The organism is Methyloceanibacter marginalis, assembly GCF_001723295.1.
Lineage (GTDB): Bacteria > Pseudomonadota > Alphaproteobacteria > Rhizobiales > Methyloligellaceae > Methyloceanibacter > Methyloceanibacter marginalis.
On sequence record NZ_LPWD01000446.1, the window covers coordinates 1 to 10,383 of the forward strand.

Annotated in this window: 11 protein-coding genes and 2 pseudogenes; 8 read left to right on the top strand and 5 right to left on the bottom strand. The window is 62.8% G+C overall.

All coding sequences use genetic code 11. From position 1 onward, the window contains the following. The first annotated feature begins 87 nt into the window (after window positions 1-87). From AUC71_RS15560 to AUC71_RS15570, 3 genes and pseudogenes are all read left to right on the top strand, one after another. On the top strand, window positions 88-1,098 hold the full coding sequence (locus tag AUC71_RS15560) for an NUDIX hydrolase (RefSeq protein WP_069624978.1): 1,011 nt from the start codon (window positions 88-90) through the stop codon (window positions 1,096-1,098). 54 nt (window positions 1,099-1,152) lie between these two features. Continuing rightward, a pseudogene (locus tag AUC71_RS15565) lies at window positions 1,153-2,330 on the top strand (PQQ-dependent sugar dehydrogenase). Then, on the top strand, window positions 2,327-2,734 hold the full coding sequence (locus AUC71_RS15570; RefSeq protein ID WP_069624979.1) for a hypothetical protein: 408 nt from the start codon (window positions 2,327-2,329) through the stop codon (window positions 2,732-2,734). Before AUC71_RS15565 ends, AUC71_RS15570 begins: the two are co-directional and overlap by 4 nt. A gap of 42 nt (window positions 2,735-2,776) precedes the next feature. On the opposite strand, the gene AUC71_RS15575 is transcribed toward AUC71_RS15570, so the two are convergent. After that, complete coding sequence (locus AUC71_RS15575; protein WP_069624980.1) at window positions 2,777-3,100, bottom strand: hypothetical protein; 324 nt, start codon at window positions 3,098-3,100, stop codon at window positions 2,777-2,779. 182 nt (window positions 3,101-3,282) lie between these two features. Between AUC71_RS15575 and AUC71_RS15580 the strand changes: the two genes are divergently transcribed. From AUC71_RS15580 to AUC71_RS15590, 3 genes are all read left to right on the top strand, one after another. Further along, on the top strand, window positions 3,283-4,209 hold the full coding sequence (locus AUC71_RS15580) for an ABC transporter ATP-binding protein (RefSeq protein ID WP_069624981.1): 927 nt from the start codon (window positions 3,283-3,285) through the stop codon (window positions 4,207-4,209). Next, entirely contained in the window at window positions 4,206-4,967 is a 762-nt protein-coding gene (locus tag AUC71_RS15585) for an ABC transporter permease (protein ID WP_069624982.1), read from the top strand. Before AUC71_RS15580 ends, AUC71_RS15585 begins: the two co-directional genes overlap by 4 nt. Window positions 4,968-5,220: 253 nt before the next feature. Next, window positions 5,221-5,499: a hypothetical protein gene (locus tag AUC71_RS15590; RefSeq protein WP_069624983.1), complete on the top strand. Its 279-nt coding sequence runs from the start codon at window positions 5,221-5,223 to the stop codon at window positions 5,497-5,499. A gap of 84 nt (window positions 5,500-5,583) precedes the next feature. Here the strand turns inward: AUC71_RS15590 and AUC71_RS15595 are convergent, their stop codons facing one another. Beyond that, window positions 5,584-5,793 (bottom strand): cold-shock protein, encoded by a 210-nt coding sequence (locus AUC71_RS15595; protein WP_069624984.1) that lies wholly within the window; start codon window positions 5,791-5,793, stop codon window positions 5,584-5,586. A 234-nt stretch (window positions 5,794-6,027) separates the two neighbouring features. Here AUC71_RS15595 and AUC71_RS15600 point away from each other — a divergent pair, with 234 nt between their 5' ends. After that, complete coding sequence (locus AUC71_RS15600; protein WP_069624985.1) at window positions 6,028-7,398, top strand: APC family permease; 1,371 nt, start codon at window positions 6,028-6,030, stop codon at window positions 7,396-7,398. A 16-nt stretch (window positions 7,399-7,414) separates the two neighbouring features. Here the strand turns inward: AUC71_RS15600 and AUC71_RS15605 are convergent, their stop codons facing one another. Genes AUC71_RS15605 through AUC71_RS15615 form a run of 3 tightly spaced genes read right to left on the bottom strand, consistent with a single transcriptional unit; the run spans window position 7,415 to window position 8,954 of the window. Then, complete coding sequence (locus AUC71_RS15605) at window positions 7,415-7,600, bottom strand: hypothetical protein (RefSeq protein ID WP_204376759.1); 186 nt, start codon at window positions 7,598-7,600, stop codon at window positions 7,415-7,417. Beyond that, the gene (locus AUC71_RS15610) at window positions 7,591-8,580 is read right to left on the bottom strand and encodes a L,D-transpeptidase scaffold domain-containing protein (RefSeq protein ID WP_069624987.1); all 990 of its coding nucleotides are present in this window, start codon (window positions 8,578-8,580) and stop codon (window positions 7,591-7,593) included. The genes AUC71_RS15605 and AUC71_RS15610 overlap by 10 nt, the downstream gene beginning before the upstream one ends. Further along, window positions 8,523-8,954 carry a L,D-transpeptidase scaffold domain-containing protein gene (locus AUC71_RS15615; protein WP_069624988.1) on the bottom strand — a complete coding sequence of 144 codons (432 nt, stop codon included), beginning with the start codon at window positions 8,952-8,954 and terminating at the stop codon, window positions 8,523-8,525. The genes AUC71_RS15610 and AUC71_RS15615 overlap by 58 nt, the downstream gene beginning before the upstream one ends. A 397-nt stretch (window positions 8,955-9,351) precedes the next feature. Between AUC71_RS15615 and nadA the strand changes: the two are divergent. After that, window positions 9,352-10,365, top strand: a pseudogene (nadA, locus tag AUC71_RS15620) (quinolinate synthase NadA). Window positions 10,366-10,383: the final 18 nt, after the last annotated feature.

Here is a 10,383-nt window from a genome sequence, read left to right on the forward strand (position 1 = left end):
GAGCGCTGCCGTGGAGCATATCGGGCGCGGTCAGTTCGCCGAACAAGGCCTGGTCTTCTCGCTTCCCGCCCGGCCCGCGGCGAAGCCATGATCGGCGCTCCGGGCAATAACGCGGCCGCCGCGCAACCGTCTACCAACGACCCCCAGATCGAGCTCGGCCTGAACGCGGCCATTGTCATGGTGCGCGATCAGCAGCCGCATATCCTGGTGGCCCGGCCCGGAACTGCCGGGCCGGGCACCTGGGATGCACTGCCTTTTGGTCCATTCGCGCCGCGCGCGCACCGTACCCTCGAGATCGGCTTGCGCGAGTGGGTGAAACGCCAGACCGGAATCGAGCTAGGCTACGTGGAGCAGCTCTACACGTTCGGCGACCGCGGGCGGCATGCGGAGCCAGGCGGCGCGCATACGCTCTCGGTCGGCTATCTCGCGCTCTCACGCGGCGCGACCGAGGAAATGATGGGTGCGCATTGGTCGCCTTGGTACGCCTACTTCCCTTGGGAGGATTGGCGGGACGGTAAGCCCGAGATTCTTACGGAGGAGATCGAGCCGCGCCTGAAGGAGTGGGCCGAGCGCCCCCCGAGACCCAACGAGTCCGCGCGCGCTTGCGGCGCCCCGAGCGCCTCAAGATCGGCTTCGGTATTGGGCGGGGGCTGGGACGAGGAGAAAGTGCTGGAGCGGTATGAGCTGCTGTACGAGGCCGGGCTCGTCGACGAGGCAAAGCGCGACGGGCGCTCGGCGGCAAGCCAATGGGACGAACCGCCCGAGCTTGGCAGACCCATGGCGCTCGACCACCGGCGCATCCTGGCGACCGCCATGGGGCGCTTGCGGGGGAAGCTGAAATACCGGCCCTTAGTGTTCGAACTCCTGCCGCCCGAATTCACGCTTTATGATTTGCAAAAGACCGTGGAGGCAATCTCGGGCACATTGTTACACAAGCAGAATTTCCGGCGGCTCGTGGAGAAAGGCGGGCTGGTGGAGCCCACCGGCAACGTCTCGACGGAGACCGGCGGGCGCCCTGCCCGGCTTTACCGTTTCCGCCGCGAGGTGGTCCTGGAGCGTCCGGCCCCCGGCTTGCGGGTTAAGGCGGGCCGCGGGTGAGGGAAGCGCCTTGAACTCGCCGAGCCTGCAACCGACATTGGACAAGGTATGATCATGACCTGGCAGCCATCGAACCGTTTGTGCTGGGCGCGGCGCGGTGCCTTTGCGCTCATTGCGGCCTCTGTCGCATTTCTTTCCGCGGCGGGCCATGCCGAGGAACGTACCATCGACACCGAGACGGGAACCATCAAGGTGAAGACCCTCGCCGAGGGCCTCGATCATCCCTGGGGCATGGCGTTTCTCCCCGATGGCCGCTTGCTCGTGACCGAACGCGCCGGGGATCTGCGCATCGTGAGCGCGGACGGCACGTTGACGGACCCCCTGTCCGGGGTGCCAAAGGTCGTGGCCGAGGGGCAAGGCGGCCTGCTCGACGTGGCGCTCGATCCGAATTTCGCCGAGAACAAGCTGGTCTATCTCTCCTATTCGGAGCCCGGCGACGACGGCGCCGGCACCGCGGTGGCGCGTGGACGGCTTACCGAGAACGCCGTGGAGGACGTGAAGGTCATCTTTCGGCAGACGCCGAAGGTCTCCGGCGGCAATCATTTCGGCGGCCGGCTTGCCTTCACCCCGGACGGCAAGCTCTTCATCACACTTGGCGAACGCTTCAAGTTCGAGCCTGCGCAGGACCTCACCAGTCATCTCGGCAAGATCGTGCGGATCAATCCGGACGGCTCGGTACCGCCGGACAATCCCTTTATAGGCCAGAAGGATGCACAGCCGGAGATTTGGTCCTACGGCCACCGCAATGTCGAGAGCGCGGCCATTCATCCCAAAACCGGCAAGCTCTGGGCGCTTGAATTCGGGCCCAAGGGCGGCGACGAGCTCAATATCCCCGCTCCCGGCCTGAATTACGGCTGGCCGGTCGTGAGTTGGGGTAAGCATTATGACGGCAAAGACATTCCCAATCCGCCGACCCATCCGGAGTTCGCCGATGCCGTGCGTCATTGGACGCCGGTGATCTCGCCGTCCGGCATCACCTTCTACACCGCCGAGGCTATCCCGGGTGGACCGCCGACACCATTCCCCCCTGGAAGGACAACCTGTTGATCGGCGGGCTCTCATCGCAGGCAATTATTCGCCTTACACTCGACGGGGAGACCGTGACGGGTGAAGAGCGCATTCCCATGGGCGCGCGCATCCGCGACGTGGAGCAAGGCCTCGACGGCGCCGTCTACGCGCTCACCGACGCTGGTGACGGGGCAGTGTTACGGATAACCGCACAAAGCCCGTGAAGCCCGCGCTTTCCCTTGGTTTTTTCGGATTTTTCGGCCGCTCCGCCGTGTTGCGCGTGTTCGATGCGGACTTGCGGGCCGTCGACCTCCATCCCAGTCTGGTGCCCGAGGCGGTGAAGCTCACCGCTATGCGGCTCCTGATCGACCGGGCCCACGGCCACGACCCCAGCGCGGAAGAAAGCCGCGCCGCGGCGGAGATCATCGCTTATTGCATGATCGGGGCAGACGCTTTTGCCGGCGCCAACGGACTCCCGCTCACCGAAGCGGTCGAACAGCGCATCGAAGCGGCGCTCAGCCATGGCATGAGTTTAGATGCCAAGCTCGTTTTACTGACCCTTCATGCGAAGGTGATCCAGCCGAGCGTGGTCGATCACTTCCAGCTGGAATCGGACCAGGAAGGCTGACAGCCGGAACTCTCGAAACGAGAGCCCCGGCTTTAAGCAGACCTAGTTGGTCTTGGTATCGCTGTCGCTGCCGCTGTCAGCGCCAACCGTCGGGTTGGGCTTGTCGGTTGCAGCCGAGGAATCCTCCGGCGCCGAGCTCTGCTCCTTGGCGGCCGTCGAATCGTCGGAACCGGTGACATCGTCCATCGAGTCCTTTTCAGCTGCCTTGTCGGCCGCATCGGACGACTCGGGAGCCGAGCTTTGCTGCTTGGCGCCGGTCGAGGTGTCAGCACCGGTGATGTTCTTGTCCGCAGAGTCGTCCGCGGCAATCGCAGGGGCGAGACCCAAAACGAGCGCCACCGCAGTGCAAGTCAGAAGATGCTTCATTGTGGTCCTCCTTGGGAGAGATTGTGTTCTAATTGCGCCGCGCGTTCTGCTCCGCGGCGACGTAGAAACGTACGGCATCACATTTTCGTTCCTGTCCCTGCCGGCCAACCGCGACAGGTTGCTCGTACTTGCATTTTCGGGTAGCGCCCATAGTCCGAATAGCGCTACGCCCTACCGCACCCATGCCGCCCATCATCTCCGTCAAAGACCTGTCGAAAACCTACGGCACGGGTTTGTCCGCGCTCAAGGACATCAATCTCGACATCAACAAAGGTGAGATCTTCGCGCTGCTCGGGCCGAACGGCGCAGGCAAGACCACGCTCATCAGCATCATCTGCGGCATTGTCACGCCGAGCTCCGGCTCGGTGACGGTCGGCGGCCACGACATCGTCACGGGCTACCGCGCGGCGCGCTCCATGATCGGGCTGGTGCCGCAAGAGCTTACCGCCGACATGTTCGAGACGGTTTGGACCACGGTGTCCTTCAGCCGCGGGCTGTTCGGCAAGTGGCCGAACCCGGTCTATATCGAGAAGATTCTCAAAGATCTGACGCTGTGGGACAAGAAGGACTCCAAGCTCATGACGCTATCGGGCGGCATGAAGCGGCGCGTTCTCATCGCCAAGGCCCTGTCGCACGAGCCCTCTATCCTGTTCCTCGACGAGCCTACGGCGGGCGTCGACGTGGAGCTGCGCAAGGAGATGTGGCAGGTCGTACGGGATCTGCGCGATTCCGGCGTGACCATCATCTTGACGACGCACTATATCCGCGAGGCCGAGGACATGGCCGACCGGATCGGCGTCATCAACAAGGGGGAGCTGATCCTGGTGGAGGACAAGCACGAGCTGATGCACAAGCTCGGCCAGAAGCAGCTAACGCTTCAGCTCCACGAAGCGATCGACACGATTCCAGCCGAGCTCGGCAGTCACGACCTGAAGCTTGGCAACGGCGGCAGCGAGCTCGTCTACACCTATGACAGTCAGGGACCGCGCACCGGCATCACTCATCTCCTGACGGACCTCTCGCAGGCCGGCATCCGCTTCAAGGACCTCGATACCTCTCAAAGTTCGCTCGAGGACATCTTTGTGGATCTGGTGAGGCGCGACCGATGAACCTGCCGGCAATCATATCGATCTACAAATTCGAGATGGCGCGCTGGGGCCGCACCTTCCTGCAAAGCCTGGTGTCGCCGGTCATCGCCACCTCACTCTATTTCGTGGTGTTCGGCGCGGCCATCGGCTCGCGCATCACCGAGATCGAAGGCGTGCCCTACGGCGCCTTCATCGTGCCCGGGCTCATCATGCTGACGCTGCTCACCCAAAGCGTGGCCAACGCTTCGTTCGGCATTTATTTCCCACGCTTCACCGGCACGATTTACGAGCATCTCTCGGCGCCGATCTCACCCGTGGAGATCGTGGTCGGCTATGTGGGCGCGGCGGCCACCAAGTCGATCATTCTTGGATTGATCATCCTTGCCACCGCGGCCCTGTTCGTGCCGCTTCAGATCGATCATCCCGTATGGATGGCAGGATTTCTCGTTCTCACCGCCGTCACCTTTAGCCTGCTCGGCTTCGTTATCGGCATTTGGGCCGACGGCTTCGAGCAGCTTCAGCTCGTACCGCTTCTCATCATCACGCCGCTCACCTTCCTCGGGGGCACGTTCTACTCGCTCAACGTCCTGCCGCCGGTTTGGCAGACCGTGTCCCTGTTCAACCCGGTCGTCTATCTGGTGAGCGGGTTCCGCTGGAGCTTCTACGGCACTTCCGATGTGAGCATCGAGGTCAGCCTCGTCATGATCGGGCTGTTTCTCGCCATCTGCCTCGGCGCGGTCTGGTGGATCTTCAAGACAGGCTATCGCCTGAAGAGCTAGGCCTGCGATCTCCCGCAGATGATGCCGTTCCGCGCCTAGCCTCCGAAGCCGTTCGGTCCTTCAACTGGCAGCTCCGCATTAGTCGCAATTAGATATTTCGGCTCCAAGGAAACTCAGAAAGCCTGGAAAGACAATTCAACGCACCCATGCACCTAGTTTTTGTCATCGAAAATCTCTATATATGCTCTGAGGCTGGTCTAAGCCTCGATAGAATATTTCCCAATATTTTTGGTTTAAACGAAGGTTACAGTCCATGACGACAATCGATTTCACTGCATCTGCTGAGCTTTTTCCGGCCAGAAGCTGGAAAGCCAAGGCGCATGGCATTCGTTACAAGCGGTTCGACGACGCGGCCGAGGCCGTCCGCTACGCGATTGAGGATTTGCCGCCTGAGTGCCTGCTCGGCACCTATCTTGAGGTCGAGGAAGCGCGGTTCGACAGCCGCGGCATCCGGCGCCTCTATGAGCGCGAGGACTTCCCTCACAAGAGCGCGCCGAAAGCAAAGCGCGCGAAGCGCACGAAGGCCGCCTAAGGGCGAATCCTCCTCCCCAAACTAACAAGCCGCCCCCGAAGGGGCGGCTCTAATTTCGTTAAGACTGGCGTTGTCCTTTAAGGACTACGCAGCCCTGATGGTGGCAACAGCGGTCTTGCCGCTGCGGCTGTCGACCTCGGTGTCGAACTCCACCTTCTGGCCTTCGGCCAGGTCAGACATGCCGGCGCGCTCAAGCGCAGTGGCGTGGACGAAAACGTCCTTGCTGCCGTCGTCGGGCTGCACGAAGCCAAAGCCCCTTTGGGAATTGTAGAATTTCACAGTGCCCGCAATCATCGGGTTAGTCCTTTCGTTTAAGTCGGTACAGTAGTGCTCGAGCCCGCGCGGGATGCGCGGTCTAGAACGAGATGTGTCGATGTTTGGGAGGGGTCTGATCGTGCGCCATAGCGCGCGGCCACATGGTCCGGCCAAATGTCGATGAGCATCACATAGGCGCAAAGCGTGGCTTTTGCAAGGCACGAAACGTCGAGCCGTGGTAGAGCCGAACCAAGGGCAACCGAGGGGGAACACATGGCCAATCAGGGAAAGGCTGAGGCGGCAGCGCAATCGGGGGACGAACCGACGCTTCATCGCTCGATCGGGCCGACGCAGATGGCGCTCTACGGCCTCGGCAGCATGCTGGGCGCCGGCGTCTACGGGCTGATGGGAAAGGCGGCGGGCCAGGTGGGCAATGCCGTGTGGCTCGCTTTCGTCGTGGCCTTGGTCGCCGCGCTCCTCACCGCACTCTCCTATGCTTCACTCGGCTCGCGCTACCCGCGCGCCGCGGGCGCCGCTTACGTGACCCAGCGCGCTTACGGCTTTCCCCTGCTCAGCTTCATGGTCGGACTGGCGCTGGTCTGCTCGGGGCTTACCTCGATCGCCACCCAGAGCCGGGTGTTCGCCGCCAACCTCATAGAACTCGTCGGGCTCGACGGGCTGCCGGTGGCATGGTTGGCATTGGGCTTCCTGCTGATCATGGCCGGCATCGTGTTCCGCGGCATCCGCGAATCCATGTGGGTCAACGTGCTTTGCACCATCGTCGAGGCCTCCGGCCTCATTCTCGTGGTGGCAGTCGGCTTTTCTTACTGGGGCTCCGTCGATTATTTCGAAACGCCCGCGGCACCGGGCGACGACCATGTCATCCTGATCGTCATGCAAGGCGCTGTGCTCGCCTTCTTCGCCTTTATCGGCTTCGAGGACATGTACAACGTGGCGGAGGAGGTGCGCGACCCGCAGCGCACGATTCCGCTCGGGCTGATCACCGCCATGGTGGCGGCGGCGATCCTTTATATCGCCGTGGCGATCACCGCCGTCTCGGTCGTGCCGTGGCAGGAGCTTGGCACGGCTCCAGGGCCAATAACCGAAGTCGTGTCGCGCGCCGCGCCCATCATCCCGCCCATCCTGTTCACCGGGATCACGCTGTTCGCCGTCGCCAATACCGGCCTTGTGAACTTCGTCACCGCCTCGCGTTTGCTCTACGGCATGGGACGGCAAGGGCTGTTGCCGGCGTTCTTCGGCCGGGTCCATAGCGACCGCCGGACGCCGCATATCGCCATCCTGGTCCTATTCCTCATTCTGGTGCCGCTGGCTCTGGCGGGCACGATCTCCGAGCTCGCCTCCGCCACCGTCTTGCTGCTGCTCAGCGTGTTCGCGGTGGTGAACGGCTCGCTGTTCGTGCTCAAAGGGCGCAAGAGCGAGGAGCCGGGGAAATTCGAGATCCCCCGGTTCGTGCCCGCGCTTGGGGTGATCGTCTGTGTCGTGCTGATCGCTGTGCGGGTCTCGACCGGCGATTGGCGCGCACCGGCCATCGCCGGGGGATTGTTGCTCGGTTGCTTGGTGATCTATCTGGGCATGCGGTCGCATACGCTGCCCGCCGGCGGCAAGCTCGATCACGACCCGTAAGCGAAAAAACCTGTCCTTAGGGCGCGGCGGCGAGGCTTCCGTTCCCTGGCTTGCGGGCCGGGATCGGCGCCGACCCCGCCACGGGAGGCGACACGGCAGCCGCATCGTCAGGCTCCTCGATCTCGTCGAGCTTGTAGACATCGCCGAAGGTCTTCACCTCTCCCTGGTCGTCCACCAGGACGGTGAAATAGGTCATGTGCACGGGGATAGGCTTGTCGAGCTTGACCGCAGTCCTCTTGCCGCCGGCCGCAGCCTGACCGGCCTTCGCCGTGCTCCACCCATTGCTCTCGGCCAAGAGCACGCCCGCAAGCTTCTCAGGATTGGCACGCGCGGCTCGCTTTGCCCCTCGGCACGGACGGCACGGGTCAACTGCGAGCGGATGATCGTGTCGTGCAGATAGATGTCCCGGTCATTCGGGTAGAGGAATTGGACCTTGCCCAAAATGTTGGTGGGGCCTGGGGCCTGTACGAAGGTCAGCTTGGAGAGGTCGACCGTGTCCCAATCGATCTTGCTCGGGTCGATCGCCCTGCCCCGGTTATTGACGGTCAGTTGGTACTGTTCGAGGATCGAGGTGGCGCCGCCACCGAACAAGCCGCCGCTTTCTCGCAACTTCGGCAGGACGTCCCTGCGGATCACCGACAGGGGCACGACGCGTTCGGGATTGAACACAATCTCCGTCATATCCGCCGAGAGCACCGGCGTCGGGCTGCTGGGACTACCGACGACGATCTTCTCGGACTCGGCCGTCTTACCGTCCTTGACCACATGGAGCATGAATTCGGGGATGTTGAGCCACACATAAGTCTCGCCAAGTGTCTCGGGCATCCAGCGCCAGCGATCCATGTTGACCTTAAGGCGTTCCTTGTCCGCTTCCGTCTGCGCTTTGAGCAGCGCCTGACGCAGCCGTGTGAACTGCTCATGCTTGGGATGCAGATCCGCCAGATAGGTGTCCGGCGCCGAGGCGGTGGAAATCTCGGTCAGCACCGTCTCCGGCGGGCGGACCGTTGGACTCTGGTCGTAAATCTTGCTCAGCGCGCTGGGCTCGACAAGCCCGCCGCGAGCGGCGCGTGCATATTTCAGGATCGCCAGGGAGATCGCGATCTCGGTCGCCGCCTGGTCGTCCGTCAGGGTGGGCTGGTAGCTCGCCGGGGCACCCGGAAGAGGCTCGGATCGAGGCCCCATTCCCCTGCCCTGCCCATCTCGCCGAGAACGGCTTGGCCTCCCGGCGAGATGCCGGCGCTTGTAAGCCAGAGCGCGGGGCCGCTATGGGCGGTGTAAAAGGCCTCGACCGCGGCAATGTCGTCCGGATGCGCGCCTTGCCGCAGGACAGGATCGCTGAGCTTCTCGCGGATCGTCTCGGTGATGAGGAGCTCCTGCGGAACCGCAGGCTCCGCCATCGCCTCTTCTGCCTCTTCTTGGACGGCTTCGTCCGCAGCACCGGGCAGCATCGCGACCGATTCGGCCTCCTGGGCCTCGCTGGCTGCGAGCGCGGCTGGGTTGTCGTCGATCTTGATTTCGATACCGGGGGCCGCAGTTTCCGGTTGCTCGCCCCCCATGGACAAGACGCCCAGTATCACGGCAAGGACGAAAACACCTGCCGCCCCAAGGATCGCGACTAGTGACTGTCCACGCATCCCGCTAAACCCCGCTCTCGGCGATTAGGTTAGTCCCCGAACGCAGGCAGGGCCACCACGAATTGCCCGGTCTCGAGTCGCGTTCTTACGTTTTGCGTCCGATTTTCCCCCTACCCGTTGGCAATCCTTGATGTCAGGGGTCTTGATGCACCGCACCAACCGCCTATACTCTATGTGAGGATAGGGAGTGGGCCGGCCTTGCGCCGGACCTTTTTAGACCCCATATATACTCATTATGAGTATATATCCACAAGGAGACCGTGAATCCATGGCGACAGTTCAGACCGGGAGCCCCGAATGGGAAGCGAAGGCACAGGCCGTGCTGCCGCCCTCTCTTCTGCCCGATCTCGCCTATACGCCCGAAGTGGCGCGCGAGACCGCTCATCTTTATGAGCGTGTGTCACGCGTGATCCCGCCGATCGAGTGGCCCGGCTTCGCGCCCTATATCAAGGCCATCAACGATCTCAAGCGGGCGCGGAACGCGGTCGTGCTGGCGCATAACTACATGACGCCAGAGATCTTCCATTGCGTCGCCGATGTCGTCGGCGACTCGCTTCAGCTTGCGCGCGAGGCCTCCAAGGCCGACGCGAGGTGATCGTGCAATGCGGCGTACATTTCATGGCCGAGACCTCGAAGCTGCTGAACCCCGACAAGACGGTGCTGATCCCCGATAGCCGTGCGGGCTGTTCGCTTGCGGCGTCGATCACCGGCGAGGATGTGCGCGCCCTGCGTGAAGCCTATCCCGGCGTACCGGTGGTCACCTACGTCAACACCTCGGCCGACGTGAAAGCGGAATCCGATATTTGCTGCACGTCGTCCAACGCCGTGCGCGTGGTCGAGTCGCTCGGTACCAAGCGCGTGATCATGATTCCCGACGAGTTCTTGGCGAAATGGGTGCAGACGCAGACCGACGTCGAGATCATCACCTGGAAGGGCCATTGCGAGGTGCATGAGCGCTTCACGGCGGAAGAGCTGCGCGCCTATCGCGAGGCCGATCCCGGTGTGAAGATCATCGCGCATCCGGAGTGTCCGCCCGATGTGATCGGCGAAGCCGACTTCACCGGCTCGACCTCGGGCATGATTAAGTGGGTCGAAGACAACCAGCCTTCCAAGGTGTTGCTGGTGACGGAGTGTTCGATGAGCGACAACGTCGCAGTCGAGGCGCCGAACGTCAGTTCGTGCGGCCGTGCAACCTCTGCCCGCATATGAAGCGAATCACGCTGCCGAAGATCTTGGACAGCCTCGTCTCATGAAAGAAGAGGTCACCGTCGATCCGGCCGTTGCCGAGCGTGCGCGCGCCGCCGTCGAGCGGATGATCAATCTCAATCACTAAAGAGGCGCGCCTTCTCGC

Bases quoted from the DNA above. Each gene is read 5' to 3' on its own strand.
- AUC71_RS15560 (WP_069624978.1), top strand. From the start codon at position 88: ATGATCGGCGCTCCGGGCAATAACGCGGCCGCCGCGCAACCGTCTACC.
- AUC71_RS15575 (WP_069624980.1), bottom strand. From the start codon at position 3,100: ATGAAGCATCTTCTGACTTGCACTGCGGTGGCGCTCGTTTTGGGTCTC.
- AUC71_RS15580 (WP_069624981.1), top strand. From the start codon at position 3,283: ATGCCGCCCATCATCTCCGTCAAAGACCTGTCGAAAACCTACGGCACG.
- AUC71_RS15585 (WP_069624982.1), top strand. From the start codon at position 4,206: ATGAACCTGCCGGCAATCATATCGATCTACAAATTCGAGATGGCGCGC.
- AUC71_RS15590 (WP_069624983.1), top strand. From the start codon at position 5,221: ATGACGACAATCGATTTCACTGCATCTGCTGAGCTTTTTCCGGCCAGA.
- AUC71_RS15595 (WP_069624984.1), bottom strand. From the start codon at position 5,793: ATGATTGCGGGCACTGTGAAATTCTACAATTCCCAAAGGGGCTTTGGC.
- AUC71_RS15600 (WP_069624985.1), top strand. From the start codon at position 6,028: ATGGCCAATCAGGGAAAGGCTGAGGCGGCAGCGCAATCGGGGGACGAA.
- AUC71_RS15610 (WP_069624987.1), bottom strand. From the start codon at position 8,580: ATGGGGCCTCGATCCGAGCCTCTTCCGGGTGCCCCGGCGAGCTACCAG.
- AUC71_RS15615 (WP_069624988.1), bottom strand. From the start codon at position 8,954: ATGGGGGGCGAGCAACCGGAAACTGCGGCCCCCGGTATCGAAATCAAG.